Origin of the sequence: Novosphingobium rhizovicinum (genome assembly GCF_040813635.1) — a bacterium.
Lineage (GTDB): Bacteria > Pseudomonadota > Alphaproteobacteria > Sphingomonadales > Sphingomonadaceae > Novosphingobium > Novosphingobium rhizovicinum.
On sequence record NZ_JBFNXR010000048.1, the window covers coordinates 71,933 to 98,384 of the forward strand.

Genomic DNA, 26,452 nt, shown 5'->3' on the forward strand with positions numbered 1-26,452 from the left:
CATGCTGAGACTTTTCCAACGCTCTGCCCCCGCTTCGCCTGAGCCAGTCAACCCCGGCGCTGCTCTTGCCCAGATCGGTCATAGGCAGCGTCGGGCGAAGATCCGCGCGAAGGTCGATGAGATGCGGGAGGCGATGGGTCTCCCCAAAGCGGAGTGGCCCGCCCTATGATCCGGTGCAGCCTCCTTATTCGCGAAGGCCGGGACGCCTTCATCGCGCATCAGTTCGCCGGTCAGCCGCTCACGAGCCCCTACAACAAGGGAACCAAGAGCGCTTTTTGGTGGAGCCGGGGCGTGGAGTTGGCCCGCCGCAAGGTAGGCGAGCTGATGGAGATCGGCGGATGATCCGCGTCGACTTGCCCTATCCGCACAAGCTGCTCTGGCCGAATGGCCGGACGCGGAACCCCCAGGCGAAGCCCGCTCAGGTAAAGAAGCACCGGCAGTGGGCACACTTCGCCGCCTTGGCTGAACGGGACGCGTTCGTGCGAGGCGAGAAGATTGGGTTGCGTATCACCGTGCACGCCAAGCCCCGTGGCCCCTTGCCCGACAAGGACAACGTAGTCTCAGCGGTGAAGGCGTACCAGGATGGTATCGCCGCTGCGCTGGGCATTGACGACAAGCACTTCGAAACGCCCGTGGTTGAGTTCGCCACGCCGCGAACTGGGCGCTTTGTGATCGAGATCGGAGCGCCTGCGTGAGCGAAGGTTGGATCTGCCTGCACCGGGGATGGAGAGACAACCCCCTTTTTAAGGGCGAATACTCGCGTGCCGATGCGTGGGTATGGTTGATCGAAAACGCGTGCTGGAAGGCGTCACGTTCGCGCATCAAGGGCGAAGCTGTGGAACTCCAGCGCGGAGAACTGACATTCTCGCAGCGCTTCCTTGCGGACAAGTGGGGTTGGTCGAAGAGCCGAGTTGACCGGTTCATTGCCGACCTTCGCGATGAAGGCATGATCGAAACGCGTTCAAAAAACGGGGCAACCGCGGGCCACTCCGCGGGGCAAGGCCAGTCCATCATAACTATCTGTAATTACGCCAAATATCAGGACGTATCAGAAGTCGAGCGGGGCAACGCCGAGTCAAAGAACGGGGCAACGGCGGGGCAACAGCGGGGCAAAGAAGAACAAGGGAACAAGTTTAGCGGGAGAGAGAGCGGCGCGAGCGCGAGCAATGCGAAAGCTAAGCCTGCCAAGCCGAAGCGCATCCCCGCTGACGAGCTTCCCCTGCCCGAGGGTTGGGAGCCAATTTTGACACCTGCGGCACAGGCCATGGTCGATGGCTGGCCGCCCGGCATGCTGGCTCGCGAAGTGATGGCTTTCGAAGGCCACGCAAGATCGAACGACCGTACCACCAAGGACTGGCAGGCCGCATTCCGCACATGGATCGCCAAAGCCGAAGATCGAAGGGCAACCACCAATGGTAGCAATCGGAACAGCGCTGGGGCGAGTAACGTCCGAGCTTTCAGCAAGCCCAAGGACGGGGCGATCGCAGCCCTTGACCGTCGCCTTGGACTGGAAGGCGGCTCTGGCTCAGACCCATCCTATGACGCTGGACCAGGCGAAGCAGATCGCGTCCGTGCGGCTACCGGCCCTCGCCGCCTGTTCTCCTAATGAGTTCGATAAGCGGCTCCGCGTCTTGCTGGCTGCTCTACCCAAGCGCAACTCTGACGACATCAGCGGCCAGCTGTTGATTGACGCCTACACCGGCAAGCTGGGCGGGTTCCCCAGCGAACAGATCGCTTTCCTGTGCGACACGGTACTGGATCGCTGCCAGTGGTTCCCGACCATTGCCGAGTGCCTGACCATTCTTGCCGAGTGGAAGAGGGATGATGAAGCGCTGAAGCTTCAGGAGCGCGCCAAGAGCCTCGTATTCTGGGACAACCAAGCGCGTTTCGAAGACACGATGGCGGCTCTGGCCCGCGGCGACGTCACCCAGAAAGAGATCGACGCGCTTCCCCAGAACTGGCGCGAGATCGCAGAGACGCGCGGCCACCTGTGGCTGAACGACGATGGCAGCTACAAGCTTCGCGTGCCCGGCAGCGCCCCGACGCGGCACCTGCTGGAAGATCGATCGCAACCGAAGTGCGGCACCTGTCAGGGCGTCGGTCGCATCCTCACGCTGGAAGGCGAAGAGATCGACTGCGAGTGCGCGGAGGTTCGCCATGCGGCCTGAGCGCGGCACCATCGACCGCTCAATAGGACGAGGGAACGGAGTGTTCCTTGCGCATGTGGCGAACCGGATGCCCCGGCCAGAGATCGAGCGCCGCTTCAAGGCTGGAGAGTACGAGGATCTTCACAAGGGCTTAGCCACCTACGCCATGGCGCAGGCAGGTATGGGGAGGATCAAGTGAGCGGTAAGGACATCTGGAACTTCCTGGCCGTGTACGGCGGCGTCTTGATGGGGATCGCATTGCTGGGGCTGCTTACGGGGTCGCTCATGGACGACACCGATCATCTGACGGCTCTGCTCTTCGCGGCCACCTCCACAATCATCCGCGCCATTCGCGAGGAGACACACCAGTGAGCGAGATCAAGATCACCAAAGCCGATGCCGACTTCGCGAAGGCGATCGAGGAGCAATGCGCTCACGGCGATCCAGAGGGCGCCCACAGCACGGCAGACGATCTTCTGATCCAACTGCTGCTGGTGCTCGGCTGCGAAAAGACCGTGGCTGCCTGGAGCAAGGTGGAGAAGTGGTATGCCTGAGATCGAGATCACGGCAGAGGATCGCACCGCCCTCCGCAACCTCAAGGACACTTCGGAAGGGAGGGATTGATGAGCATCTGCCTACCGCCTGAAAAGATGCTGTCGCTGCTAGATGAGATTGGCCGCCATCGTGCACTCACCGATGACGAGACCGATATCGTGGAGGCCATCGTATGCCGGGGCCATCGCTCGACAGGCATCCGCACCCGCTGGACGCCTGAAATGGACGAAGCCTTGCTTGAGGCAGCAAAAGTAGACGGCGGCATAGCCCGTCATGCACAGAAGATCGGAGTTAGACCCATGTCCTGCCATATGAGGCTCAACAAGCTGCGGAAGGGGAAGTGTAATGGTTGACCGCTTGAACTCGATTTTCGCGCTGTGTGGTGCGTTCCACGGCGTTTCACGGGCATTCTGATATGGGTGTTTCAGTCAGGACGCCTGAGCTTGAAGATGCGCTTGTAGAGGGCCTGACTAACGGGATCCCTTTGCGCGAACTGTGCCGCAATCATGGCGTGAGTAAATCAGCGGTCTATGACTGGATCGATGGTGACGCGGTATTCGCTGGACGCATCGCGCAGGCGCGCGCGCGAGGCTTTGATGAGATCGCAGAGGAGGCTCTGGAGATCGCAGACGATGCGACGAACGACTGGACAAAGCGCAATCGTGACGATGGTTCAACCGAGGATGTGATGAACCATGAGCATGTGCAGCGGTCCAAGTTGCGGATTGAAACGCGGCTGAAGCTCCTCGCGAAGTGGGATCCCAAGCGTTACGGCGACAAGACCTTGATCGGCTCCGATCCTGACAATCCGCTGCCAGATGGCTTCAAGGTGTCGTTCGTGGGGGCAAGCAAGCCGGATGCGTGACGTTCAGCTTCCCGAGTACGCTTCCGACATGTGGGAGAGTTTCCGTCACCTGTTCTGGCGGGGCGGTCGCGGCGCTGGGAAGTCACGGACGGTTGCGAGCGGCCTTGTGATCCAGAGCATGGAGCGCCACGAGCGCGTGCTGTGCGGACGCGAGGTGCAGAAGTCGATCAAGGATTCTGTGAAGCGCTTGCTGGAGGACGAGATTGACCGGCTAGGCGTGCGCGCAGCGTTCGACAGTACCGAGACGGAGATACGCGGCCCCAACGACAGCCTGTTCCTGTTTTCGGGCGTCAGGCACAACGCGACAAGCATCAAGTCAATTGAGGGTGTGACGACGTTCTGGGGTGAGGAAGCGCAGACGTTCAGCCAGGCCAGCCTTGATACCATCGTGCCGACGATCCGCGCGCCAGGGTCGCGGCTGATCTGGACGTACAACCCTGATCTGGACACTGACCCCATCGACGTGATGGCGGCCAATCCACCGCCGAACAGCATTGTTCGCACGATCAATTACGACGCGAACCCGTGGTTTCCTGATGTGCTGCGTGTGGAGATGGAGTTCGACCGTAGCCGGGATTACGACAAGTATCTGCATGTCTGGGAAGGGCAGTATCGGCGCAACAGCGAAGCGCGCGTTTTCAAGAACTGGCGCGTGGAGGCATTCGACAGCCCGGATACCGCCGACTATCGTCTCGGCGCGGACTTTGGCTTCAGTATCGATCCATCCTGTGCAATCCGATGCTGGATCGAAGGCCGCGTGATCTATGTCGATCATGAGGCATGGGGACTTGGCGTCGAGATCATGAACCTGCCCGCGCTGTTCATGACGATACCGGATGCTGAGAAGTTCTGGATGACGGCGGACAGCTCGCGTCCTGAGACGATCAGCCACCTTCGCAACCATGGCTTCCCTCGCATCGCACCGGCCATCAAGGGTGCACGCTCGCTGGAGGAAGGTGTGGAGTTCCTGAAGGGGTACGATCTCGTCATCCATCCCCGCTGCACGCATCTGACGGATGAGCTTACCCACTACAGCTACAAGACCGATCCGCTGACAGGGCAGGTTCTCGGCGTGCTGGAGGACAAGAACAATCACTGCATTGACGCGCTTCGGTATGCGGTCGAGGGTGCGCGCAGAGCTTTGAACGCCAAGCCGCGTGCCGTGTCCATCTCCATCCCGCGCACGGTGACGGCGTTTAACAGGCGCTAGGGAAGAAAAGCCGACACCTCCCCCGGCCAGCGGTAGCTTCCCCGCATGGCCGACATGACCGAGATCGACACCGCGCTCGATAGTGAGCCGACAGACGCAGACAGCGAGCGACTGCGCAAGGTTCACGAGCGCGCCATGCGCCGCTTCGATGAATGCTCAGCTCCGACGCAGACGAACCGAGCGGAGAGCCTGACCGCCCGCCGCTTCATCACGATCCCCGGCGCGCAGTGGGAAGACGAGTTCGGGGAGCAGTTCGACAACTCGATCAAGCTCCAGTCGGACAAGGTCGGCAAGGGCGTCCGCAAGATCGAGAACGACTATCGGCAGAACCGGATCATCCCCGACTTCCGCCCTGATGGCCCGAACGCGAACGACAAGACAGCCGACACACTGGACGGTATGCACCGGGCGGACAGCTACAAGTACAAGTCACAGCAGGCTCGCGACAATGCCGTGTTTGAGGCAATCGCTGGAGGCTTCGGCGCCTATCGCCTGACCAACGAGCTTGAAGACCCGCGCGACAAGGACAACGATCAGCAGCGCATCAACCCGGCTGCGCTGATCCCTGACGCAGACCAGACCGTGTTCTTCGACATTGGCGCCAAGCTCTACGACAAGAGCGATGCGCGCTATGCGTTCATCCGCTCCACGTTCACGCGCTCGGCCTTCGAGGAAGAATGGGGCGGCGCGATCAGCGAGTTCCCCGAGGGCGTGCTGTGGCAGTGCCGTGACTGGTTCCGGCCTAATACCGTGGCCATCGCCGAGTATTACGAGCGCGAGGACGTAGACGACAAGCTGTGGATCCTCATGCATGAACTGAGCGGCGAAGAGCGGCGCATATGGGCGTCGCAGCTTGAGGACGGCGACCTCGCCGAACTGAAGCGCGACGGGTTCAAGGCTCGCAGTCAGAAGCGCAAGCGGGTCCGCGTGCACAAGTACATCCTCTCGGGCGGTGAAGTGCTGGAGGATTGCGGTCTGATCGCGGGTGAATGCATCCCGATCGTTCCCGTCTACGGCCTGCGGTACTTCGTGGACGGCATCGAGCGCTGGAAGGGCTACACGCAGGACAAGATGGACGACCAGCGGTTGTTCAACTCGTGCGTGTCGAAGCTCATGGAGACGAACAGCTTGGCGCCAACTGAAGCGCCAATCTTCGATCCGGAACAAATCGATCCGACGATAGCGAAAGAATGGGCAGAGGCGAATATCAAGCGGGCCCCGTACCGTTTGGCGCATTCGCTACGAAATCCGGACGGCTCCATTGCCGCGATGGGGCCTGTGGGCATGGTGCAGCCTCCCCAGCTTGCCCCCGTCACCGCAACCCTGATCCAGCTTGCCGCCACGAACCTGACAGAGGATCTGGTAGACGCGGACGAGGTGAAGGCCAACACCTCTGCCGAGGCGATGGACATTGCCGCGACCCGCGTCGATGCAAAGTCGGGCATCTACCTCGACAATATCCGCCAATCGGTGCAGCGCGAGGGCGAGATTTACCTCTCGATGGCATCCGAGGTCTACGTCGAGGAAGGCCGCGAAGTCGAGACGATGGATGAGGACGGCGGCAATGGGCGCGCTGTCCTGGCTGAGCCCTATACCGATCCAAAGTCCGGCGAACACATGACCATCAACGACCTGACAACGGGCCGTTACAAGGTGATCGTGTCTGTGACCGAGGCAACCGCTACCCGACGCGACAAGACCGTCAAGGCCATGCTCAGCGTGGCAGAGGCGGCTATCGCGGCGCAGGATATCGAGATGGCCCAAGCCGCGCTGAATACCGCCGTGCTGAACATCGATGGCGAAGGCAGCGACAACCTGATTGAGTGGGTGCGCAAGCGTGCCGTGGCGTCCGGTCTCGTACCGCCGACCGAGGAAGAGCAGGCCGCGATGGATGAGGCAGCGCAGAACCAAGCGCCTGATCCGTTGGCGCAGGTTGCCGAAGCGCAGGCACAAGACTTCCAGGCAAGCGCAGCCAAGAAGGCGGCAGAGGTTGCCGAGACAGAGGCCAACACGCAGCTACTCGGCGCGAAGACCATCGAGACGCTTGCCAAGGCGGCTGCGAACGATGGCGAAGAGCAAGGGCCGCGTGAAGTTCGTGCCCCGCTACCCCAGCCTATCCCTGAGCGCATAGAGCCGGGTGAGACGCCGCGCTTCCTGCGCAATGGCTCATTCTAGGGAAGAAAAATAGACCCCCTTCCCCGCCTGACCATACTCCCCTGCGTCGGTTCCGCTGACCGTTAACAGCGAGGTTAAGGGGATTAGAGCATGGCAGATGAAGCCGATGACGTACTCGAACTGGAAGACGAACTCGCGCCGGAAGCGGACGAGGGCGAGGAACAGGGAGAGGCGGTCGAAGGTGAAGGCGCCGACAGTCAGGACGACGAAGAAGACCTGATCGCGTTCGGTGACGAAGAGGCAGCGCCAGCCTCAGAGGATCAAACCAGCACTGTCCGCCATCTGCGGGAGAAGCTGCGCGAGGCACAGCGGGAAGCCGCCGAACTTCGCAAGGTGACTGCCAAGCCGAAGGTGGAACTAGGGCCGAAGCCGACACTGGCCGAAGTCGATTACGACGAAGACCGGTACGAACAGGCCCTCGACGACTGGAAATCGCGCAAGGCTCAGATCGAGCGCGAGGAACAGGCGGAACAGGAGCAGGCGAAGAAGGCGAGCGAGGAATGGGCTGGACGAGTCCAGACCTATCAGTCGGGCAAGACCCAACTGCGCGTGCCTGACTTCGACGCTGCGGAGGCGACGGTATTCACCGCCCTTCCCGAGCAGCACCAAGCGCTCCTGATGATGGCGAAGAACCCGGCTGCGCTCGTCTACGCGCTGTCGAAGTCGCCCTCGAAGCTGGATGAACTCTCAAAGCTCGATCTCACGCGCGCGGCCATGATGGTCGGGAAGCTGGAGGACAAGGTGTCAATTCAAAAGCGCAAGCCCTCTGCCCAGCCCGACACACCCCTTCGCGGCAATGCTGCCGTGTCCGGGGGTGAGGACCGCGAAGAAGCCCGGCTCGCGAAGGAAGCGGAGAAGACGGGGGATCGCACGAAGCTGATCGCCTACCGCCGCCAGAAGCGCGCCAAGTGACAAGCCTCGCACAAGGACACTGACGCATGCCATCCAATTTCACCAAGCAAGAGCAGGTGATGTTCGACGACCTCATTGAGGGTTTCGACGACCTGCTTGTTACCGCCAAGCTCGCCACCAAGTACGACGTCCCGTCTCCTGCCGAGATGGTGCGCGCCCGCGACCAGTTCTGGATCCCGGCGCCGATGATCGGCTCGACCTATGACGGCTTCGACCAGACCAGCAACTTCGGCGACCTGACCGAGACGCAGATCCCCGTATCGATCGGCTATCACAAGGTTGACCCGCGCAAGTTCAGCGCGAAGGACATGCGCAACCAGCAGGCGCTCAATGCCTGGGGCAAGGCGGCCAAGCAGAAGCTGGCTTCCGATATCAACTTCGCCCTCGCGCAGACCGTTGCTTTGCAGGGCTCCATTGTCGTGAAGCGCACTGTAGCGCCGACCGGCTTTGACGATGTGGCTCTGGTCGATGCGGCCATGACCGAAGTCGGCATCACGACCGCCGACCGCAAGATGCTGCTGGCCCCGCGTGTCTACAACGCGATGGCGGGCGATCTTGCCAAGCGCGCCAGCGGGTCTGCGCGTGACGAGACCGCATATTCGCGGGCCAGGATCGGCGACATTGCCGGTTTCGACACGTTCAAGAACGACGTTCCGGTCAACCTGACTGCTGCTGGCGGTGGGGCGACCACCATCAACGGTGCCAATCAGACCTATGTCCCCAAGGCGACCGTTACGGACTCGCTCGGCGTCGATGTGAACGTAGATAACCGCTATAGCGATCTTGTGATCACGGCGGCCAACTATGCCAACATCAAGGCCGGTGATGCCTTCACCATCGCGGGCGTCAATTCGGTGCACATGATCACCAAGCAGGACACTGGCCAGCTCCAGACCTTCCGCGTGATCAGCAAGCCTGCCGCCAACACGATCCGCATCGCCCCTGCCCTGATCTCGGGCGCAGACGGTGCACGTGCGTCTGCGGAATACAAGAACGTCACCGCAACTCCTGCCAACGGCGCGGTTCTGACATGGCTGAACACGGTAGCGGCTCCGGTCAATCCGTTCTGGGTCAAGGACGCGCTGCTTCTCCTGCCCGGTTCCTACTCGGTTGACCCTGAGGATGGCTGGCAGGTTATGCGCGCCACGACCGATGCGGGCATCGCCGTCACCTACACGCGTCAGGGCGAGATCAACGATCTCAGCGTCAAGGCGCGTTTCGAGGTGGACTTCGGCACCGCTCTGACCACGCCACAGATGGCGGGTGTTGAGTTGTTCAACCAGACCTAATCAGCGTGGGCGGGCCTAGTGTCCGCCTTCGTCTCGCAGGAGATACGAAGATGACGAGCAAGAAGAACACCCCCGAGCAGGACGCAGCCGAAGCCATGGGCCTCCCCAAGGTCAGCCAGTCCGAGCTTGACAAGGCGAAGAAGGAAGGCGCGCTTGAGGCCGCCAAAGAGAACGCCAAGGACTCCTTCCAGTACGCGACCGATGGAAACCTGCCATCTCCGGTCTCGGGTCCGCAGTACCCCGGCTCCGACGATATCATGCGTTGGGAGCCGATGCTCGGTCTCGGCGTCGATGAGTTCAAGAAGCGCATCACGGACGACAGCGCGGAGACCGCCGTTCCTGAGGAGAAGGTCGCGGGCCTGCTCAAGCTGGAGCGTGCTGGCCAGAACCGCACCGAGTACGTCAAGACGCTGATGGATCGGCTCGGCGTGAAGTCGCCCTATGAGGTGACGGACGCTGGCCCGGACTACACCAACGACGCGACACCGGTCTCGAAGCTCTAAGCGATGTACGGTGCGTACCCTAAAGCTCTGTACCAGGACGGCGGCGACGACCTGATATGGGGAAGGCCGGTACGCACCATCATCGTGCATGATGAAGCGGAAGAGACGGACCGCAGGCGTGAAGGTTGGCGCGTCCATCCCATCGCTGACCCCCTCGATCATGACGGCGACGGCAAGGCGGGCGGTTCACGTCCGAAGCGCCGCAGGGTGAAGCAATGACCACCATCCCCATCCCATCCGGCCCGAGCAACAAGGAGATCATCGATCTTGCCTATCTGGCGCTCGGTGTGTCGGATGCGATGTTCGGGCGCACGGATGACGAATACGCCTCGGCCATGACCATCCTGCGGGCGATGATGGGCGAGTATCCCTTCGACCAGCTTGGGTTCGATACTTACGACGACAACGTGACCGAGCGCAGCGGCATTGACGCGCGCTGGAAGACCGCTGTTGCTTACAGTCTGGCAGAGCGCCTGAGCAGCACGACCGTGCAAAAGGCCATGCCGTCTGCCAGCATGAAGACCAAGGCCGACAGCTATTCCCGGCTGTGCGCCTTTGTGAACGTGGCGCCGACCATGCGCTATGCCGATGGCACTGCGGGCGGTTCCGGACGGCGCGGCTATCGGACATACATCACGGACGCGAGCTGATGCAGATCCCCATCATGGCGGGAACGACCGTCAAGGACGGGGAGTTTGTCGCCAGCTATCCTGTCAACCTTCAGCCGCGCGTGATCGACAGCGGCGTGAGCAAGGGCCAGCTTGTCACGGCACCCGGCGCACAGGAGATAGCGACCGGTCCCGGCAAGGATCGCGGCGGCATCGTATGGAACGACGTGCATTACCGCGTGATGGGCTCGAAGCTGGTCTCAGTGAGCGCGACAGGAACAGTCGCCGCGCTTGCCGATGTTGGCGATGATGGTTCGCCTGCCGGTCTGGATTACGGCTTCGGGCGCCTTGCTATTCGATCCTCTCAGCGCCTCTACTATTGGAATGGCTCAGCGCTTTCGGACGTGACCGATCCCGACCTGGGCGTCGTCAAAGACATGCTCTGGATCGACGGCTATTACGCCACGACCGATGGCGAATACATTATCGTCACGGACCTGAACGATCCTCTCAGTGTCAACCCGACGCGGTATGGTTCAGCGGAGGAAGATCCCGACGCGATCACAGGCCTGCTCAAGTATCGCGAGGAGCTTTACGCGCTCGGGCGTCACACCATCCAGCCCTTTCAGAACGTCGGCGGCAATGGCTTTCCGTTCCAGACCGTAACAGGCGGAATGATCCCGGTTGGCTGCGTCTCCGCAACAGCGAAGTGCATGGTGGGCGGTGATGGCTTCGCCTTCGTGGGCAGCGCGCGAGGGGAGCCTCTGAGCGTGTGGTACTACGGCGGGGGCGCTGCAACGCGCCTGTCTGATGACCGCATCGACGATGACCTTGCTGTCGAGCTTCACCCCGAAGCGATCGAGATGGAATGCCGCGCCTTTCCGGGTGAGCGCCAGATCATCGTGCATCTGGCGGGGAAGTCCTGGGCGCTATCCCTCTCGACGACAGAAGCCGCCAGCAAGAGCGCATGGTTCGCGCTCCAGTCCGGCGCGTTCGGTCCTTATCGTCTGCGCCACGCGGTGCTTCATGGCACTCGGCACATTGTGGGCGACACACAGAGCAACCGCCTTGGTGTCCTCACTGGTGAAAAGCACTTTGGAGAGGCGGCAGACTGGCGTTTCGACGCGGCCTTGCTGTTCGACCCCGCAGGCGCATTGGTCAGCGAGATAGAGCTATTCGGTCAGTTCCCGCTTGAGCCGAACGCGGTGTTCTTCTCGATGACACGGGACGGCGTGCAGTGGAGCCGTGAAGTGTCCCGCGCTCTGACCGGCAGGCGCGACGAGCGGGTTATCTGGCGCCCTAATGTGGAACTGCGCACCATGGGTGCCTTTCGCTGGAGAGGGCGAGGACGGGTTGCCATAGCCCGCTGCGAGGCGTCCTGATGCAATACTTTCTGACCCGCGAAGAGATTGCGAAGGTCTTTCCCGACTCTCGATCCCGGCAGCGCTTCGACCTGATGCAGCGCGCTGTTGGTGAAGCGCAAGAGGCTGTCGGCGCGAACGTCGGGGAGACGCAGACCCTCAAGGAAGCGACGTACCTGACGCTTTCAGCCAATACCGAACTAACCAACGAGCGCATCTTCCGCTGGTCTAATGGCCTGCAACTCTCGGTCGATGCTAACTTTGCCACGCTGGGCCTGACCACAGAAGTTCCGCGTTCGAGCGGAGGGTTCCGCATCACGTTCGTGGGCGAAGGTGATAGTACGGTTGCTGTGCCGCTCAACGGGCGACTTGCGACCACCTCCAATCCCGAACACCTTGAGAACAAGGTGCTGGTCAGTCCGAAGCTCGCAGGGCTTGGCGACTATGCGGACGACGCAGCTGCCGCGGCTGCTGGTGTGGACATCGAAGGGCTTTACCGCACCGGCTCGACGCTCAAGATCAGGGCCGCTTAGGGAAGAAAAATAGCCTCACTTCCCCCCGCGCGCGAAAACACCGGAAACGCGCGTATAGGAGGCTACCATCGGCCTGTTTTCCACCATCGGCGGGCTGCTTGGCGGGGGTTCTGTCAAGAAGGGGCTGAACAAGGCCGCGCAGTCCCAGCAGTATTCCAGCAATGCGCAGATCGATCGGTTGAACACCGCTCTTGATACTGCCACGGCGGGCTTCTCTCCCTATACATCGTTAGGCACGAGCGCAGCGGGCGCTTACGCCGACCTAATGGGGTTGGGTGGCCGTGGTGCATCTGGCGGCACACCTGCCGTTACCGATTGGGAAGCCTATGTACGCGGTAACCCCGACGCGCTGGCGAATTGGGACTCCATCAAAGGTACGTCATCGGGCGCGCAGTTCGGCGGCGACATCTCGGCCTTCGGACAGTACCACTACGCGAAGGATGGTTCGCGCCGCGACCTATCGCCTTTTACCAGCGCCGCGACCGGGCCAACTGGGGCGGTCACTGCTGAGGAAGCGCAGGCGCAGTCCATCGCGCAGCTTGAGAACTCCCCTCTCTTCAAGTCACTGATCCGTAACGGTGAGGAAGGCATCCTCGCTAATGCAGCGGCTACGGGCGGCCTGCGGGGTGGCAACACCATCGATCGGTTGACGGACTTCCGCGCCGATACCTTGGCCGGGACGATCCAGAACCAGCTTGCAGGCTATCAGGGGGCTATCGGCACCGGCATGGGCGCTCAAGGTTCGCTCACGTCTGCGGGTTTCGCGGCGGCGGGCGGGCAGAACGCCTCGCAGCAGATGGCGACGGATGCGCTCATTCAGAAGATCCTCGGCAAGGCGGGTGTCAATTCCCAGAACTGGAACAACATCGGCGCCTTTGCGGATAAGGCGGCTTCCGGTGGTGGCATCGGCAAGGCCATCGGCAGCATTGGCAAGCTGTTCTAATGCCGGTCGATTTCGCCTCCGTCATCCGCGCTGGCCAGAGCCTTGTGCCGGACATTCGCGAACAGATGATGCTCGATGATCAGCGCAAGCTCCAGCAGCAGGCGCAGGCGTTGAAATTGCAGCAGGCGCAGCAGGCCCAAGCGCGCGAAGGTGTGTTCCGGCAGCGTGTGTCGGAAGCCATCAACAGCAACGATCCCCGCGCTATTTCGCGCCTGATGATCGAGTTCCCCGAGTTCGCGGATCAGATCAAGCCGGGTTGGGAAGCGATGCGCGACGATGAGCGCCGCATCAACCTGACGCAGACCGGATCGGCGTATGCGCGGGCGCAGGCGGGGGACTACAAGGGCGCCGCTGCCGTGCTTCAGAAGCGCTATCAGGCGGATCTTCAGGCCGGAAGCGCGGACGAGACCACCAAGGAACTGATCGACGCGCTGAACAGCGATGATCCGATGATGCAACAGCAGGCAGTCGGCACGCTTGGCATGCTGATTGCCGCCGACAACCCCGAAAAGTTCGCAGAGACGTACAGAGCGGTCAACCCGACCGAGAACAAGACGAACCTCCAGCGTCAGTACGATTGGCTCAAGCAGACCAAAGGCCAGGACTACGCAGATCGGTGGCTCGCGGTCGAAAGTGACAAGTTCGTTCCGGTGGATGGTGTCGGCATTTTCCGGGGCAGCGATCTTATCGGCGCCCCCGGTCCAATCTCCGGCTTCGGTGGCGGCACCTACGACATGCAGGGCCGTCAAGTCACTCCAGATCAGAGAGGAGGTGATCCAGCTATCTCGGCAACGGGCAGTGCTATCGAGAGCGCTGCCCTTGCTGCCATTCCCGGCCTGACTGTCACAAGCCGCCAGCGCTCGGCAGGCAAGAACGCCTCCGTTGGGGGCGTCAAGAACAGCTACCACCTGACCGATCAGGCCCGCGACTTCGTGCCACCAAAAGGCATGAGCATGGGTATGCTCGCAAAACGCCTCAAGGACACGATGCCCGGTTTCGATGTGATCAACGAGGGCGATCATGTGCATGTGGAGCCGAGTTCACGTCGTCAAGCGGCGTCAGGTGGGCCGGTGCGCGTCCGTTCGGTTCAGGAAGCGCGACGACTGCCAAGCGGAACCGAGTTCATCACGCCCGATGGCCGCAGAATGAGGAAGCCCTAAATGCCGCCTGATCCATGGGCCGAGTTTGAAGAAGTCTCACCCGCGCAGGCGCCCTCCAGCGCGCCGCGTAGCGCCCCCAAGCCGATTATCGCGGTGCCTGACTATCGCAGCCGCGATGATGCCCGCGCCGATGAGCAGCTGCGCATTGCTCAGGAGAGTGCGGCGAGAGCGGCTCAGAACGAGACGCAGGCGGACGAGCGCAGCAACATCAGCGGCGCGGCAAGCCTGCGGCAGGAGTTCTTCGGGCAACCCATCGTAAAGCAGTTCAACGAGGTCCGGGTCGCAACAGACCAGATCGTCGGTCTGGCGAGCGGCAAGAGTTCAGCCATGTCCGATCTTGGCCTGATCTTCTCCTACATGAAGGCGCTGGACCCCGGATCGGTGGTTCGTGAGGGCGAGTTCGCCACTGCGCAGAATGCGGCGGGCGTTCCTGACCGTATCCGCAACCTCTACAACAAGGCGGCGTCGGGCGAGCGCCTGAACGACGACCAGCGCAAGGACATGGCGCGCACTGCGCAGGCGATCTACTCAACGCGCCTCGCCAGCTACAACGACCTTGCCAACATTTATCGCGGGATGATGCAGAAGCAGGGGTACGACCCTGATGCAAACGGCGTTCTCCTGTACGACCCTCCCAAGCTGGACGGCGAGCAAGGCGTCCGCGATCCAGAGATGCGCGGCGGCCTGCCAGTAGGTACAGCCATTCAGTTCGGGATGGATGGGCCGGAAACGCCCTTCGACCGTGGCCGCTATCTGCAAGAGCAGTACGGCATCACGCCAGATCAGGAAGCGCGCGTTCTCGCCTTCTGGAACCAGAACCGGGGCAACGAGGCGCTAACGCCTGAGACGGCGAAGCAATGGTACGCGGCGGCGGGCATCCCCATGCCATCGGATCAGGATCTCGCCAGCATGGCAGAGAACGTGCGCAAGGGCCTGCAAGTCCTGCCGATGGACACCTCGGGCGCTGAGCAAGCCTATCGTGATCGCCTGAGCGGACAACTTGAACAAGAGGGATTCGACCCCAACAGCCTCAACTCGTATGGCGCTAGAGCTGTCCAAGGGGCCTTTATGGGCCTGACGGATGAGCTTCAGGGCATCGGCGGCGGCATCGAGGCACTGTTCTCGAATGAAGGCGTGGCAGACGGCTACCGCTTCAACCGGGACAAGGCTCGCGAAGCCTACTCGCAGATGGAAGAGGCACAAGGCGGGCTTGGCGTAGCGGCAGAGCTTGCTGGCGGTCTTGTCGGTGGCGGTATCGGTGCGTCACGCGCCCCTATCACGGCTGCCCGTGCTGCCCGTGAAGGCGCTGCAATGGGCAGTGTCGCTGGCTTCGGCTACGGCGAGGGCGCGCAGGATAGCCTTATCGGGGCCGCTGGTGGCGCTGCTGTAGGCGGTGGGCTTGGCTACGGCATCGGGCGCGGGGTGGAAGCTCTGGCGGCTAGAGGGGCCGCTAGGGCAGGACAGCCGATGACGCCGGGCGGCGAGGTTATTCAGGCCGCTGACAACCTGAATAGCCAGTTCGGCACTAGCATTGCCCCGATGCCAGCGGATGTAGCAGGACCGGCAACCAGGCGCTTGACAGGCGCTTCGGCACAACTCCCCTTGTCGGCAGCGCCTATCGTCAAGGCTGCGGAGAATGTCAGCGACGAAGCAAAGCGGGCGCGTGATGCGATTGCCGCCATGACCGGCACCGCGACGACAAACGAAGCTGCTGGCGATGCGGCCCTGCGCGGCGCTCAAACCTACATGAAGCGCAGCAAGACCAAGGTGGATGCGCTTTACAATCAGGCGCGCAGGATCGGCGGCGACGAACCTGTTGACTTGGCGGAAGCGCGGGCCGTCCTCGACCAGAACATTGCCGAACTCTCGCAGACGCCGGGCGGTGCGCCGGGGCTATCGGAGCTGCAAGCCCTGCGCGCCGAACTAGACGCGCCCTATCCTGTCGAGGGTGTGAAACGCATGCGCACGACGCTGCGGGACCGCTTCATGAAGGACGGGCTGCGCAACAGCGATCTTGAGCGCCGTGTCGGGCAGGTCGTGGATGCGGCTGACACGGATATTGCAAATTCGCTGTCCGCTGCTGGCAAGCCTGATGCGGTACGTGCCTATCAGGAGGCCGCTGCGGCCCACAAGGAGCGCATCGGCGTCATTGACGAGGTATTGGCCCCCTTCATCGGCAAATCCGCCGACAAGTCCGTTGAGGACGTTATGAAGGCCATCGACACGGCGACCAAGACCAAGGGCGCCCGTCTCGGCAAGTTCCTGTCTGCCCTGCCGCCTGAAGATGCGGGCACAGTGCGGGCCACCATCATCTCAAAGCTGGGTCGTGCATCGCCCGGAGTGCAGGATGCTGCCGGTGATGTATTCAGTCTGCCGCAGTTCCTCACTCACTGGAACCAAATGAGCGGCAAGGCCAAGAGTGAGATGTTCGGCGGCGAGGTGCGGGCCGCGCTGGATAATCTCGCCAAGGTCGCGGACGGGTCAAAAGAGGCGCAGCGCTATGCTAATTTCTCAAACACGGGTAGCGCTGTAGGTCTGGTGGCTAGTGGTGGTGTGGCCGCCGAACTGTTCAACCGGCCCATCCGCACTGCGCTGTTCTTTGTCCCGCAGTACGTGGCAGGCAAGCTCCTCGCCTCTCCATCATTCGCCCGCTGGCTTGCGAAGATGCCTGCCCAACCGGGGGCGCAGGGCAAGCACGTCTCGGCCCTGACCCGCATTGCAGCCAACGACAACGCGATCGCTACGGAAGCGCTCGGTCTGAAAGAGGCGTTGGAAGCGGTGCTGGCACCCCCTGGACGGGCGGTTGCCGCCCCTGCCCCAAGTTCAGAAACACCACAAGGGCCAGAAACAGGGGCACCCCGATGACCCACTTCCATGATTTTCGCATGCCGGGAGCCTACCTGTGACGCAACGTATCGGCAATCCCCTTCCGTTCTTCACCGACAAGCGCGGCTTGCCCATGGACGGCGGGCGGCTCTACGTGGGCGAGGTCAACGAAGACCCGGAACTGTCGCCGGTCACGCTCTATCTCGACGAAGCATGCACGGCTCCAATCGCGCAGCCCCTCTTGATCGTCGGGGGCTTCGCAACGGACGATGGCAACCCTGCATTCTTCTACGTGCAGGAGGATACCTATTCCCTTCGCGTGCGGGATCGAGACGGCGGCGAGGTGTATTACTTCGCGGATGCCGTGGTCGAGCAGGATCAATGGCAACCCGTTAACCCCGGACTGTCGGCTATCGCGGCGCTGGTGACGACAGCATATGGCCGAGGCGTCCTGACGCAACCCGACGCCTCAGCGCTGCGGACCTATCTCGGCATGGTGGCCTCCTTGCCCCTCTCGGGTGGGACTATGACAGGCAACATCCTGCGCAATGGCGGCGGCCCGCATGTCTACCATACGAACACGGCATTCACCTCTGGGCGCATTTTCATCACCGCAGCCGGTGCCCCTGATCCCACTACTTTGCCAGGGGACATTTGGCTGGAGCGGGCTCCGTGATCCGGGTTCGCGAAGCCTCGGGGGCATTGCCCATAGGGGTAGTTCGGGCGCGTGGCACATCGGGCCTACAGGCGATTGCCACGATCCGGGTTCGCGAAACGGATGGACTCAAGACGGTCTACACAGACGCAGGGCCGGGGACATTCAATGTTTCGGCCATCCCTCTTGCACCGAATGGCGCCGTCGCGAGCAGCTTCACCAGCAATGTGACGACTGAGGTTGTGACCGTCACGGCGACGGGTGGCGTCGAGCCTTACACGTTCGCCTTCCGGCAGACTGACAGCGCGACAGGATGGTCGATCAGTGTCGTGGGCAACGGTCAGGCCCGATTTACGCGCTCGTCAGTGGGCCAAGGGCAGACATGGCAGGCGGATTTCAAGTGTGAAGTCACCGACGCTGCGGGAAGAAAAATCGACACTCCGACGATCCAAGCCACTGTGACGAACTACGGCGGGATATCGATGGTATGAGCTACGCAATCAGCAAGATCGTTCGTGACATCAGGGGCGTTCCAGTCCCTGACGCGCTGGTCTACGTCTACGGTCCAGAGGGAGCGCTTGCCAGCCTCTATAACTATCTTGGCGCCCCGATAAATAATCCATTGGGCACGAACGATAACGGCCTCGTTGAGGGGTATTCGACGGAAGAGGGTTATCATACACTCAAGATCAACTACGGCGGGCGCGAACGGTACGTCGAAGAAGTGCTGCTGGGGCGCGGGCCGCTGGAGCGAGCGAACAGCGCGGCTGCAGCTGCGGAAGCATTCACCGGCCCCACATACGATACAGTCATTGCGGGTTTAGCCGCTACCGAAAGCGGTGGCTATTTCGCTGTGGTCAGCGACGGCATTGCTACGGTCTATCTCAATCAAGAGGGCAGCGCCATCTACCAGCGGGACATGGTAATGGCAGGCGCTCTCGCGTCCGCTGATCCTGGCAAGGGCGCGGATCTCGTCAAGTTCCGCCACAATCTGCTCAGTGCCCAAGCTGAAAGCGTGAAGGCAGCACTGGAGCGCACGGTCTGGGCCGATCAGTTCAAGACTGTCGCCGACGCGGACGACACCGCTTGCATTGAACGGGCTATCGCCAGTGGCGCCTCTGAGGTTCGGCTGTCCGACCGGTCTTACTTCATCTCCGACGAGATCGTGAACAACCGTATCTGCCGCCTCATCGGTAAGGGCCGGCAGCGCACCTTCATCGTCCAGAAGGATCTCACTAAGGGCGCGCTGGTCTTCCAGATGGCCTACCTTCAGGGCTGCGGTCTGGAGCATGTTACGGTCAAGGCCGATGCGCCTTCAGAGCAGGCGCCGGGATCATCAGGCGTCGGTGTCAAGGTCGTGAACTGCAACGACAACGCCACCTTTCGCAGCATCGATGTCACCAACTTCGACACTTGCTTTCAGGTCACAGGCTGCTTCCAGCTCCTTCTTGACGACTTCCGGTTCCTCTACTTCCGCACGGCAGGGCTTCACCTCACGCCGGTTGCAGGGCTCGGCACTGAAGGGGCAGGCAATCGCTTCCTGACCGGCAAGATCAGCAATTTTGGCTTCACCGGCGACAACACCCAATCGCAGGGCATCTGGATCGAGCAGGCCAGCGGCGAGTTCTTCAACACGATCGATGTCACCACGGTCAATCGCGGCATCGTCATCAAGCCGCCTGTCGGCAGCTTCGCGCGCTATCTGTTCATGTTCCAGGTGCTGGGCGATAGCTGCCTTGACCGTAACTGGCTGATTGACGGCACCGATGGCGTCGTTGTCGCCAACGATCTCATCCAGTGTTGGTCCAGCAACAGCCAGGGTGATGGCGTTGAAGTGCGGGGCGAGAACATCGACGCGCTGAGCTGGAACGGCGGCTGGGGGCGAGATTGCCGGGGGCATGGCTTTGTCATCGCTGGCGGCACGAACGTCGAGATCCAGTCCTGCGAGGTAACGCGCAACTCGGCAGCTGCGAGCGACACCTATCACGGCGTCTACGTTCCTCCTGGCTCCGACGTGATCGCGCGGGTGCTCGACTGCCGCATCGGCAACGTCTCGACGACGGTGAACACCTCTCGGCAGAAGGACAACGTGCACATTGGCGCCGGGGTGACGGGGCTGGTGGAGGTCAGTCAGTCCGACTTGAACGACCCGGGCGTTGGCGGTCTGCCGATCAACTGCATCTCCACGGTGGTTCAGCGACATTTCCGGGGGAACACCCCGCTGGGCAGCATCGGGACGAACACCTCGGATCGATACGCGATCAACGCGCACTCGATCACCACTGTAGGTGCTGGCCTGACGCGCTACATCGGCTCGGGCGGCGCTCTACCCGGCGCCTCCGATAGCGTCCTACTGCCCTGCCGGTACGTCGCGGTTGCGGGCTTCAGTGTGCGGGTGCCCGTCGCTCCGGGTGTGGGGGAGTTGTTCACCTACACGATTATGAAGAACGGGGTGGCGACGGCGATGACTGGGGCCATTGCGAACGACGAGTTCGCTGTCGATGTCCCCGAGACCGACGCTTTCATCATGCTTGCGACGGACTCCCTGAGCGTCCGCGTCGAGACGAGCGGCGGTGCGGCAGTGACCTATCACAGCGTCGCGGTGGTGGTGGAGCCATGACTTGCAAACGAGACGTGTACCCACCCGCGCACTTGCGCGTCGATGCCTATCGGGGAGTTAGTCAATGACCGTTCGTCTTCGCCGTCCGTATCTCGGCCAAGCCGCAAACACGCTTTATACCGGCCCCGACGAGATTGCCCTGAAGGCAACGTCGATGGCGGACGACTACGTTGAGCGCGCAAGCGACTATGTGCCGCCATCAACAACCGGACTCCCTGGCGCCAAGACGGCATCAGCCACCGGCCCTGGCGCTGTCTACACCATCACGCGCCTTATGGGCAGTTCCAGCACCCTTGCACTGGCTTCGGGTACGAACGCAAACCTCACGCTTTCGGGCACCACGATCAGCGCGACTTCGGCGATTGGTTCGGGCGTTTCGCAGACCGCGATCGTTCGTGAGTCCGAGGGGCAGCGGGCCGTCGAATATCCGGTGACGATTACGGGGCCTGCGCCTACCCCCACACCCTCGCCCACTCCAACGCCCAGCGGCACACCGCAGGGGCCGGAAGAGGATATCTGGGCGACCGCTCCGACAACCGAGCGCACCCTCTATAACTACTCTCGCGCAGGGCTTATCACCCGTCGCCCGCAGTCGATGATTGATCGTGGCGGTGGCGGTAACGGCCCTTACTGGCCGACCCGTCCCACACACATGCCCAGCGCCCAATACCCTGACCGCCATGTCTGCTATTACTCGACGGACCACGACGCGACCGTAGATGGCTTTTCCGGCTCCGGTACAGGCGGGCTTTACATCCTGACCAGCGTTGCGGGGCCATTGTCGCCTGCGAATTGGAAAACCTACGCCGACGCTCTGGTCGCTGGATGGTGGGATGACGTGCCCTCCAAGCCCGCAGCCGAGCCGATCTTCATTCCTCCGGCGCTATCGAGCGGGATGATTCAGTTTGAGACGCCGCAGATCGTTAGGTCTGAAGAGGGTAATTGCTGGGTGATCTTTGCCCAGGTCTCTGCATCACAGAGTAGCCGCCCTGATGGTTCCATAAACGGCGGACAAGGGACTATCCGCATCGTCTCTACGGATGGCCTTAACTGGACCGGGAATGACGCGAATGTCACATATGTTCCAAGTGACGAATTGGGAGCCGGGGACCACACTGGCTACTTAAACATCGGTCGCAATCCGTTCCCGGGCCTTATCAATCCGGCCACCGGAAATCCTTGGAAGTATGTCGGCTATTCGAGCATGACCGATGGCGGCACTAGCCCCGAAATGCAGTGGGGCTCGGATGCTATCCATGATTTGAATGTTCGCTTCCCTCTTACCCCTCTAGCGAGGATAAGCCCGTGGGGCGGTCGCGTTGCTCCAAACTACCCCGATGAAGGTAGCACTAACAACAGCCGCCTAGTCACTCGCTGGATGGATGTTGAGAGCTTCCGGCCATGCCCCCAAGGCTATATCGGCGTGATGTTTGGAGGCCCCCGTTCCGCGGGCGCCGGGATCGTACCTCGCAGCGTTTGGGAAGTGGTGATGGACGACACGGGGCGCGATATGCGTCGTCGTCCTATCCTGCTCTTGCAGAAAACAGGCGTAACGGGCGACGGCGACCGAGAGTCGGTTGACAATCTCTACATGAGCAACTTCGGGATGAAGCGCGTAGGCATCTACCAAGGGCAGAGCAACAATACTGAGGGCAATGCCCTGATGCTTGCCGTGGCTGATAAGCGCAACCCTGCGAACACGTGGCATCCGCCGCTTGATCCTGCGATCCCTTACGCTGGACGCGCAAACAACAGCTTCACCTTGAAGGGGCTTTCAGCCATCCCTGCCGGATGGTCTGAGCTATGGTTCGGCACGGACAAGCCTCAAGTCACATTCAGCGCGGACGGGATGACCGTCACACTAGACCCGGCTAAAAACCACGAATACTACCTCGTTGAGGATGCGGGCTTTCTGCCCTCTGCCACCCCCTACGCTGAAATCTCGTTCGACAATCTCAAGGGTTTGGCGTCGGGCACCCGGTATCCTTACGTCGGGTTCCTCGCTGAAAAGGTGGCCCGCGCGAACTGGCAGAACGCTTTGTTCACCGGCAACGGCGAAGGCACGAACCCGCAAGCGGTTGTCAGCAGTGTCGTCGGCGGCGTTACTGCCCACGGGGGAGCCTGGGCCGATTTCACCGGCATTGGTTACGGGACTTCCGGCACAACGCAGCAAGTCAAGGAATGCGGCGTGCGCTGGTTCCCGCGCGGCTCCGACACGACCGGCCCCAAGGTTTTCGGCCTCGCCCTCGGTCGCACGGAAGTCCGCATGGAAAACTCCCTTCTCGCGGGGTTGGACCTCAACAAGAGGTGGTATCGCTTCTTCGGATGGAAGGCCGTCGCCAGTACCGTTTCAATAGAGCGCGTCAGCGGTATCGATACCAAGGTACAGAACCTTGAGAACGAATTGGAGGAACTGCGCTTCTCCACCAGCTTCACCCAAGGGATCGCGACAAGCGGCACGGTCTCCCGGTCACGCCCTGGCTCTACGCTTTCAGGCCCTCCCGGCATCGCTTGGAACAACAGCGTTTATCCGCAGACGTACAGCGGAACGCCGACCACACCGGGCGTGCAGAACGTGGTCGAAACGAAGACCGGGGCCACCGGTTCGCCCAGGTCCACTCCTGTCACCGTCGCGGAAGGATTTGGTGGGTTCCTGCTCGACACGTTCACCGCAGCCAACGGCACACTGTTAACCGACCACACATCGGAAGTCGGCGGCAAGTGGCGCATGCACGCCGGGGCGACCAATGTCCCGGTTATCCATGGCGGTAGGGTGACAGGACCAACTGGCAACTCATGGCGGGCCATGAACCCCGTCGCGCCGACTAGCGACAATCATATTGTCACCTTCGACTTGGTTGTTGCGACCTTGGCAGGCGAGCCGGTTGTCTGCGTCAGAATGAACGACGACGCCGAAGAAGCCGCCGGTACTGCTCGCTACTATGCAGCGGGCTATAGCGTCTCCAGCCAGCAGTTCCGCATACTCCGCCAGTCTGGCAGCACCGCGACTGCCTTGGCAACTGGCGCGACGATACCTCTTGTTGCGGGGCAAACGTACCAGGGCACCCTACTCGTCGAGAAGATCGACGTATCAGGCACGCTCAACACCCGAATGACGCTGACAATTGCCGGGCTGAACCTCGCTTCCGATGGTTCGGCTGCGCTCGTGGCGACCAACAGCAGTTACACCACGGGCAAAATCGGCCTCCAGCAACGGCAGAATGGCACCACCACAACGGCAGGCATCCACTTCGATAACTTAAAGGTCGAACAGCTGTGACCCGCCCGGCTGTCGGTTGGTGAGACCGCTGCTTACCAAGGCTTACCCGCCCACGTTGGGCAAACCACCCAAGGAGACTACCTATGTTCCGTACTGCAATGCTGGGCCTGTGCGCCCTTATGCTCGCCTCTCCCGCTCTGGCGATGGGCACTCAGGGCAACCCCGAAGCCGCGCCGCGTGAGGCCGTGGGCGAGTACGACCAGCTCACCGCTCTGAACAGCGAAGTGGTGATGGCCCTCCAGCCTTCGCGGTCCACCGAAGCTGAGCGCAAGGCAGCGGCAGCGATCAACACCCGCCTCCAGCGTGCTGTCAGTGCCGCCTACAAGGCCACGACTGCCAAGCCGTTCAACCGTGCCGAGTTCGACCGTCAGGCCGCCTTGGTGCGCAAGGAACACGCTGCCGCCTGCGCTGTCCTGTCGGGCTGCTGATAGATGGCAAAGCCTCCCAAGCCGCCGCAGCATCAATCGCGGCCCAAGCCCAAGCCCGTAAAACGTGGCTGAAAACTACCTGCTGGCGGCAGCGCTCCTTGCTGTCCTGCCCGCTGTCATGGGCAACCGGACGGCTTGGGCGCTGCTCGCCAGCTACGTCTATGCGTGCGGGCTCGAATGGCTTGGGGTGCCGTTCAGCCTGCCGCTTTGGATTGCCGCCGACCTGTTCGTCCTCGCGGTCATTGTTCGCCCGAACATGTCCTTGGCAGACGAGCTGATAGCCGTTTTGTTCCTGCCCTCATGGTGGGGATACGCGGCGGAACCGGTGCTTCGGTATGAAATCGGGATGGGCGCCGTGTTCCTGCAATTCTTGCTCTGTCTGCCGGTCTGCAAGCCTCAGGGAACAACCGGGAGTGTCAGTCATGGATCGATCAAAAACGTCCATGGGGGGGTATAATGGACTTGTCTGGCCTCGGCCCGTGGCTGGGAGAGAATGGGCCTCTAGTGGGCATCATCGGCCTTCAATGGGCGGTGATCTGGCGTCTGCTCAACCGCTTCTTTGCTCAGCAGGATCTGGTGATGAAGGCGATGCACGTCGCGGAGCGGAGCGCCGAAGTGGTCGAGCGCGCGGTGAAAGAGAAATGAACCGCTGGCGCATCCTGTGGCGCGTCCTCACCGGGCAGGACGCCAAGACGCTGCGGGATCACAGCGCGGTGCTGGCCGAGCATGAGCGCCGCATAAACTCGCTGGAGCGACTGCACGAAGCACGCGCAGCCTTCCGACACGTCGCAGGGGGTGGCGGTAAATGATGACGAACGTATCTGCATGGTTGCTCGGACTTCTATCAATCGCCTCTGTTCTGATGTGCGTCCTGCTCTTCCCGGTCGTCGCTGGCGAATGGAAGGCTGGGGACTGGCGGCGCAACAAGGCCTTCTGGCTCGCTGCGGCTCTATGGGTTCACCCCATCGGCGCAATCATCATGTTCGTGGCCACCATGGCCTCTGGCGTCCGGTATGAAGAGGGCCTGATCCTCTACGGGCTCTGGACGGCATGGGGCCTCTGGCTCGCCGCGAAAACGATGGTGATCCACGTCAACGGACGGCTTCAACTGGCTCTGGCGCTGTACGCGCTGTGGTCGATCCTGCTTATCGCATGGAGGTGATGATGACCCTCGCAGACATTCAACGACACCTCGGCATCCCGGCAGACGGGCTGATAGGGCCGGTCACGCTCAAGGCCATTGCGGAGGCGCTGGGGATCGAAAAGGTCGGGATTTCCGACCTTATTCCCGGCGATTACTGGCCCATGCTCGCGAAGATCGAGAGCGGCAATCGTCCGTACATCAAGGCGCGGACCTCCAGCGCATCCGGCCTCTACCAGTTCATCAAATCGACCTGGATTGGCGAAGGCGGCGAATGGGGTCCGGACATGACGCAGGCGTTCGGCGGTTTGCGGCCTTCCGAGGCTGAGCAACTCCAGCGCGCCAAGACCTTCACTGCACGCAATGCCGAGTACCTGCGCAAGAAGGGCCTGCCGATCAACCGGGCGTCTCTCTATGCGGCTCACTTCTTCGGCGCTGTGACGGCGGCTCGCGTGATCGCGGCGGACGTGAAAGAGCGTGCTGACGTGTTGGCCGGCAAGGCGGCGACCGATGCGAACCCGTCCATCCTGCGCGGAAAGACTGTGGGCCAGTTCCTGTCGTGGTTGCACGGGAAAACAGGGGAGTGGGCTCGGTGAAACCTGCCGATCGAACAACTGGCTTAGCCGCCTTCATCGCCACTCTGGTAGCCGTTGTCCTGCTCTCCAAGATTGGCGGCAGTGGCGCAGACCTCGCGATCATGACCGGCCTGATTGGTGTACTCGGCATGCTGGCACCGGGCCTTGTGCCGTCGCGGGGCAATGAGCGGGATACTAAGCCCTCTGGCACCCCCGGCGATCCCGTAAGCGTCACAGAGACGGACCCGCACCCATGATCCTCGCCCGCCTCATCGCCCTGCCCGGATGGCTCAAGGCTGCGCTTGCTGGGGTGCTTGGCGTCGTCATCGTGACCGGCGTGATCCTTTGGCTAAACGCCCGCGAGGAAGCCGACGATAAGGCCAACCAGCAGATTGGGGCAACGCAACAGCGCGAGGGCGACCTGCGCGAAACCATCACACGAGTGGAGACAGCCAATGAAGCGCGCGTTGAGATTGCCGATCCTGATAGCCGCGCTCGGTATGACCAGTGCGTGCGGAGCGCCCGAACCCCCGAAAACTGTCTCAGATTACTGCCTGAACGCCAAGCGGATCAGCGTTGAACCCGCGCCGGTCGAGGGCATGGATGATCCGGGCAATCAGTTCGACAGCGAACCTACGCTGATCGAGGTGCTGGAGCATAACGAGG

At 61.9% G+C, this 26,452-nt stretch carries 34 protein-coding genes; all 34 read left to right on the forward strand.

Annotated features, from left to right (window positions below; genetic code table 11):
• Nucleotide 1 precedes the first annotated feature (1 nt).
• The gene (locus tag ABUH87_RS12250) at nucleotides 2-169 is read left to right on the forward strand and encodes a hypothetical protein (RefSeq protein ID WP_367774066.1); all 168 of its coding nucleotides are present in this window, start codon (nucleotides 2-4) and stop codon (nucleotides 167-169) included.
• Complete coding sequence (locus ABUH87_RS12255) at nucleotides 166-342, forward strand: hypothetical protein (RefSeq protein WP_367774070.1); 177 nt, start codon at nucleotides 166-168, stop codon at nucleotides 340-342. Before ABUH87_RS12250 ends, ABUH87_RS12255 begins: the two co-directional genes overlap by 4 nt.
• Complete coding sequence (locus tag ABUH87_RS12260) at nucleotides 339-695, forward strand: hypothetical protein (RefSeq protein WP_367774072.1); 357 nt, start codon at nucleotides 339-341, stop codon at nucleotides 693-695. Before ABUH87_RS12255 ends, ABUH87_RS12260 begins: the two co-directional genes overlap by 4 nt.
• Nucleotides 692-1,606 carry a hypothetical protein gene (locus ABUH87_RS12265; protein ID WP_367774074.1) on the forward strand — a complete coding sequence of 305 codons (915 nt, stop codon included), beginning with the start codon at nucleotides 692-694 and terminating at the stop codon, nucleotides 1,604-1,606. Before ABUH87_RS12260 ends, ABUH87_RS12265 begins: the two co-directional genes overlap by 4 nt.
• Nucleotides 1,572-2,168 (forward strand): hypothetical protein, encoded by a 597-nt coding sequence (locus tag ABUH87_RS12270; RefSeq protein ID WP_367774077.1) that lies wholly within the window; start codon nucleotides 1,572-1,574, stop codon nucleotides 2,166-2,168. The genes ABUH87_RS12265 and ABUH87_RS12270 overlap by 35 nt, the downstream gene beginning before the upstream one ends.
• Nucleotides 2,158-2,346: a hypothetical protein gene (locus tag ABUH87_RS12275; RefSeq protein WP_367774080.1), complete on the forward strand. Its 189-nt coding sequence runs from the start codon at nucleotides 2,158-2,160 to the stop codon at nucleotides 2,344-2,346. The genes ABUH87_RS12270 and ABUH87_RS12275 overlap by 11 nt, the downstream gene beginning before the upstream one ends.
• The gene (locus ABUH87_RS12280) at nucleotides 2,343-2,519 is read left to right on the forward strand and encodes a hypothetical protein (RefSeq protein ID WP_367774082.1); all 177 of its coding nucleotides are present in this window, start codon (nucleotides 2,343-2,345) and stop codon (nucleotides 2,517-2,519) included. The genes ABUH87_RS12275 and ABUH87_RS12280 overlap by 4 nt, the downstream gene beginning before the upstream one ends.
• Nucleotides 2,516-2,701, forward strand: coding sequence for a hypothetical protein (locus ABUH87_RS12285; protein WP_367774084.1), 186 nt, complete (start codon nucleotides 2,516-2,518; stop codon nucleotides 2,699-2,701). The genes ABUH87_RS12280 and ABUH87_RS12285 overlap by 4 nt, the downstream gene beginning before the upstream one ends.
• Nucleotides 2,702-2,770: 69 nt before the next feature.
• A complete protein-coding gene (locus ABUH87_RS12290; RefSeq protein WP_367774087.1) occupies nucleotides 2,771-3,055 on the forward strand; it encodes a hypothetical protein in 285 nt (94 codons plus the stop codon).
• A 62-nt stretch (nucleotides 3,056-3,117) separates the two neighbouring features.
• Nucleotides 3,118-3,567, forward strand: coding sequence for a terminase small subunit-like protein (locus ABUH87_RS12295; RefSeq protein ID WP_367774089.1), 450 nt, complete (start codon nucleotides 3,118-3,120; stop codon nucleotides 3,565-3,567).
• Nucleotides 3,560-4,777, forward strand: coding sequence for a PBSX family phage terminase large subunit (locus ABUH87_RS12300; protein ID WP_367774091.1), 1,218 nt, complete (start codon nucleotides 3,560-3,562; stop codon nucleotides 4,775-4,777). Before ABUH87_RS12295 ends, ABUH87_RS12300 begins: the two co-directional genes overlap by 8 nt.
• A 45-nt stretch (nucleotides 4,778-4,822) precedes the next feature.
• A complete protein-coding gene (locus ABUH87_RS12305) occupies nucleotides 4,823-6,952 on the forward strand; it encodes a portal protein (protein WP_367774094.1) in 2,130 nt (709 codons plus the stop codon).
• Nucleotides 6,953-7,042: 90 nt separating this feature from the next.
• Nucleotides 7,043-7,864 (forward strand): hypothetical protein, encoded by an 822-nt coding sequence (locus ABUH87_RS12310; protein ID WP_367774097.1) that lies wholly within the window; start codon nucleotides 7,043-7,045, stop codon nucleotides 7,862-7,864.
• 26 nt (nucleotides 7,865-7,890) lie between these two features.
• Nucleotides 7,891-9,153 carry a P22 phage major capsid protein family protein gene (locus ABUH87_RS12315; RefSeq protein WP_367774099.1) on the forward strand — a complete coding sequence of 421 codons (1,263 nt, stop codon included), beginning with the start codon at nucleotides 7,891-7,893 and terminating at the stop codon, nucleotides 9,151-9,153.
• Nucleotides 9,154-9,203: 50 nt separating this feature from the next.
• The gene (locus ABUH87_RS12320; RefSeq protein WP_367774102.1) at nucleotides 9,204-9,656 is read left to right on the forward strand and encodes a hypothetical protein; all 453 of its coding nucleotides are present in this window, start codon (nucleotides 9,204-9,206) and stop codon (nucleotides 9,654-9,656) included.
• 3 nt (nucleotides 9,657-9,659) lie between these two features.
• Nucleotides 9,660-9,875: a hypothetical protein gene (locus tag ABUH87_RS12325; protein WP_367774104.1), complete on the forward strand. Its 216-nt coding sequence runs from the start codon at nucleotides 9,660-9,662 to the stop codon at nucleotides 9,873-9,875.
• Nucleotides 9,872-10,306, forward strand: coding sequence for a hypothetical protein (locus tag ABUH87_RS12330; RefSeq protein ID WP_367774106.1), 435 nt, complete (start codon nucleotides 9,872-9,874; stop codon nucleotides 10,304-10,306). Before ABUH87_RS12325 ends, ABUH87_RS12330 begins: the two co-directional genes overlap by 4 nt.
• Entirely contained in the window at nucleotides 10,306-11,646 is a 1,341-nt protein-coding gene (locus ABUH87_RS12335) for a packaged DNA stabilization protein (RefSeq protein WP_367774108.1), read from the forward strand. Before ABUH87_RS12330 ends, ABUH87_RS12335 begins: the two co-directional genes overlap by 1 nt.
• Complete coding sequence (locus ABUH87_RS12340) at nucleotides 11,646-12,158, forward strand: hypothetical protein (RefSeq protein WP_367774111.1); 513 nt, start codon at nucleotides 11,646-11,648, stop codon at nucleotides 12,156-12,158. Before ABUH87_RS12335 ends, ABUH87_RS12340 begins: the two co-directional genes overlap by 1 nt.
• A 178-nt stretch (nucleotides 12,159-12,336) precedes the next feature.
• Complete coding sequence (locus ABUH87_RS12345; RefSeq protein WP_367774114.1) at nucleotides 12,337-13,101, forward strand: hypothetical protein; 765 nt, start codon at nucleotides 12,337-12,339, stop codon at nucleotides 13,099-13,101.
• Nucleotides 13,101-14,261: a D-Ala-D-Ala carboxypeptidase family metallohydrolase gene (locus ABUH87_RS12350; RefSeq protein WP_367774116.1), complete on the forward strand. Its 1,161-nt coding sequence runs from the start codon at nucleotides 13,101-13,103 to the stop codon at nucleotides 14,259-14,261. Before ABUH87_RS12345 ends, ABUH87_RS12350 begins: the two co-directional genes overlap by 1 nt.
• Nucleotides 14,262-17,126 (forward strand): hypothetical protein, encoded by a 2,865-nt coding sequence (locus tag ABUH87_RS12355; RefSeq protein WP_367774118.1) that lies wholly within the window; start codon nucleotides 14,262-14,264, stop codon nucleotides 17,124-17,126. It abuts the gene before it with no gap.
• Between the two features lie 37 nt (nucleotides 17,127-17,163).
• Entirely contained in the window at nucleotides 17,164-17,763 is a 600-nt protein-coding gene (locus tag ABUH87_RS12360) for a phage tailspike protein (RefSeq protein WP_367774120.1), read from the forward strand.
• A complete protein-coding gene (locus tag ABUH87_RS12365) occupies nucleotides 17,760-18,233 on the forward strand; it encodes a hypothetical protein (protein ID WP_367774122.1) in 474 nt (157 codons plus the stop codon). The genes ABUH87_RS12360 and ABUH87_RS12365 overlap by 4 nt, the downstream gene beginning before the upstream one ends.
• Nucleotides 18,230-20,362 carry a hypothetical protein gene (locus ABUH87_RS12370; protein WP_367774125.1) on the forward strand — a complete coding sequence of 711 codons (2,133 nt, stop codon included), beginning with the start codon at nucleotides 18,230-18,232 and terminating at the stop codon, nucleotides 20,360-20,362. Before ABUH87_RS12365 ends, ABUH87_RS12370 begins: the two co-directional genes overlap by 4 nt.
• A gap of 64 nt (nucleotides 20,363-20,426) precedes the next feature.
• Entirely contained in the window at nucleotides 20,427-23,642 is a 3,216-nt protein-coding gene (locus tag ABUH87_RS12375; RefSeq protein WP_367774127.1) for a hypothetical protein, read from the forward strand.
• 83 nt (nucleotides 23,643-23,725) lie between these two features.
• On the forward strand, nucleotides 23,726-24,070 hold the full coding sequence (locus ABUH87_RS12380) for a hypothetical protein (RefSeq protein WP_367774129.1): 345 nt from the start codon (nucleotides 23,726-23,728) through the stop codon (nucleotides 24,068-24,070).
• A gap of 64 nt (nucleotides 24,071-24,134) precedes the next feature.
• Entirely contained in the window at nucleotides 24,135-24,527 is a 393-nt protein-coding gene (locus ABUH87_RS12385; RefSeq protein WP_367774132.1) for a hypothetical protein, read from the forward strand.
• The gene (locus ABUH87_RS12390; RefSeq protein WP_367774135.1) at nucleotides 24,527-24,715 is read left to right on the forward strand and encodes a hypothetical protein; all 189 of its coding nucleotides are present in this window, start codon (nucleotides 24,527-24,529) and stop codon (nucleotides 24,713-24,715) included. The genes ABUH87_RS12385 and ABUH87_RS12390 overlap by 1 nt, the downstream gene beginning before the upstream one ends.
• Nucleotides 24,712-24,879 carry a hypothetical protein gene (locus tag ABUH87_RS12395; RefSeq protein ID WP_367774137.1) on the forward strand — a complete coding sequence of 56 codons (168 nt, stop codon included), beginning with the start codon at nucleotides 24,712-24,714 and terminating at the stop codon, nucleotides 24,877-24,879. The genes ABUH87_RS12390 and ABUH87_RS12395 overlap by 4 nt, the downstream gene beginning before the upstream one ends.
• Complete coding sequence (locus tag ABUH87_RS12400; RefSeq protein ID WP_367774140.1) at nucleotides 24,876-25,232, forward strand: hypothetical protein; 357 nt, start codon at nucleotides 24,876-24,878, stop codon at nucleotides 25,230-25,232. Before ABUH87_RS12395 ends, ABUH87_RS12400 begins: the two co-directional genes overlap by 4 nt.
• The gene (locus ABUH87_RS12405) at nucleotides 25,232-25,807 is read left to right on the forward strand and encodes a lysozyme family protein (RefSeq protein ID WP_367774144.1); all 576 of its coding nucleotides are present in this window, start codon (nucleotides 25,232-25,234) and stop codon (nucleotides 25,805-25,807) included. The genes ABUH87_RS12400 and ABUH87_RS12405 overlap by 1 nt, the downstream gene beginning before the upstream one ends.
• Entirely contained in the window at nucleotides 25,804-26,043 is a 240-nt protein-coding gene (locus ABUH87_RS12410; RefSeq protein WP_367774147.1) for a hypothetical protein, read from the forward strand. The genes ABUH87_RS12405 and ABUH87_RS12410 overlap by 4 nt, the downstream gene beginning before the upstream one ends.
• A complete protein-coding gene (locus ABUH87_RS12415) occupies nucleotides 26,040-26,366 on the forward strand; it encodes a hypothetical protein (RefSeq protein WP_367774150.1) in 327 nt (108 codons plus the stop codon). Before ABUH87_RS12410 ends, ABUH87_RS12415 begins: the two co-directional genes overlap by 4 nt.
• Nucleotides 26,367-26,452 lie beyond the last annotated feature (86 nt).

Bases quoted from the DNA above. Each gene is read 5' to 3' on its own strand.
- ABUH87_RS12260 (WP_367774072.1), top strand. From the start codon at position 339: ATGATCCGCGTCGACTTGCCCTATCCGCACAAGCTGCTCTGGCCGAAT.
- ABUH87_RS12340 (WP_367774111.1), top strand. From the start codon at position 11,646: ATGCAATACTTTCTGACCCGCGAAGAGATTGCGAAGGTCTTTCCCGAC.
- ABUH87_RS12255 (WP_367774070.1), top strand. From the start codon at position 166: ATGATCCGGTGCAGCCTCCTTATTCGCGAAGGCCGGGACGCCTTCATC.
- ABUH87_RS12405 (WP_367774144.1), top strand. From the start codon at position 25,232: ATGATGACCCTCGCAGACATTCAACGACACCTCGGCATCCCGGCAGAC.
- ABUH87_RS12330 (WP_367774106.1), top strand. From the start codon at position 9,872: ATGACCACCATCCCCATCCCATCCGGCCCGAGCAACAAGGAGATCATC.
- ABUH87_RS12310 (WP_367774097.1), top strand. From the start codon at position 7,043: ATGGCAGATGAAGCCGATGACGTACTCGAACTGGAAGACGAACTCGCG.
- ABUH87_RS12400 (WP_367774140.1), top strand. From the start codon at position 24,876: ATGATGACGAACGTATCTGCATGGTTGCTCGGACTTCTATCAATCGCC.
- ABUH87_RS12305 (WP_367774094.1), top strand. From the start codon at position 4,823: ATGGCCGACATGACCGAGATCGACACCGCGCTCGATAGTGAGCCGACA.
- ABUH87_RS12355 (WP_367774118.1), top strand. From the start codon at position 14,262: ATGCCGCCTGATCCATGGGCCGAGTTTGAAGAAGTCTCACCCGCGCAG.
- ABUH87_RS12275 (WP_367774080.1), top strand. From the start codon at position 2,158: ATGCGGCCTGAGCGCGGCACCATCGACCGCTCAATAGGACGAGGGAAC.
- ABUH87_RS12390 (WP_367774135.1), top strand. From the start codon at position 24,527: ATGGACTTGTCTGGCCTCGGCCCGTGGCTGGGAGAGAATGGGCCTCTA.
- ABUH87_RS12380 (WP_367774129.1), top strand. From the start codon at position 23,726: ATGTTCCGTACTGCAATGCTGGGCCTGTGCGCCCTTATGCTCGCCTCT.
- ABUH87_RS12350 (WP_367774116.1), top strand. From the start codon at position 13,101: ATGCCGGTCGATTTCGCCTCCGTCATCCGCGCTGGCCAGAGCCTTGTG.
- ABUH87_RS12415 (WP_367774150.1), top strand. From the start codon at position 26,040: ATGATCCTCGCCCGCCTCATCGCCCTGCCCGGATGGCTCAAGGCTGCG.
- ABUH87_RS12250 (WP_367774066.1), top strand. From the start codon at position 2: ATGCTGAGACTTTTCCAACGCTCTGCCCCCGCTTCGCCTGAGCCAGTC.
- ABUH87_RS12315 (WP_367774099.1), top strand. From the start codon at position 7,891: ATGCCATCCAATTTCACCAAGCAAGAGCAGGTGATGTTCGACGACCTC.
- ABUH87_RS12290 (WP_367774087.1), top strand. From the start codon at position 2,771: ATGAGCATCTGCCTACCGCCTGAAAAGATGCTGTCGCTGCTAGATGAG.
- ABUH87_RS12370 (WP_367774125.1), top strand. From the start codon at position 18,230: ATGAGCTACGCAATCAGCAAGATCGTTCGTGACATCAGGGGCGTTCCA.
- ABUH87_RS12325 (WP_367774104.1), top strand. From the start codon at position 9,660: ATGTACGGTGCGTACCCTAAAGCTCTGTACCAGGACGGCGGCGACGAC.
- ABUH87_RS12375 (WP_367774127.1), top strand. From the start codon at position 20,427: ATGACCGTTCGTCTTCGCCGTCCGTATCTCGGCCAAGCCGCAAACACG.
- ABUH87_RS12335 (WP_367774108.1), top strand. From the start codon at position 10,306: ATGCAGATCCCCATCATGGCGGGAACGACCGTCAAGGACGGGGAGTTT.
- ABUH87_RS12395 (WP_367774137.1), top strand. From the start codon at position 24,712: ATGAACCGCTGGCGCATCCTGTGGCGCGTCCTCACCGGGCAGGACGCC.
- ABUH87_RS12295 (WP_367774089.1), top strand. From the start codon at position 3,118: ATGGGTGTTTCAGTCAGGACGCCTGAGCTTGAAGATGCGCTTGTAGAG.
- ABUH87_RS12320 (WP_367774102.1), top strand. From the start codon at position 9,204: ATGACGAGCAAGAAGAACACCCCCGAGCAGGACGCAGCCGAAGCCATG.
- ABUH87_RS12300 (WP_367774091.1), top strand. From the start codon at position 3,560: ATGCGTGACGTTCAGCTTCCCGAGTACGCTTCCGACATGTGGGAGAGT.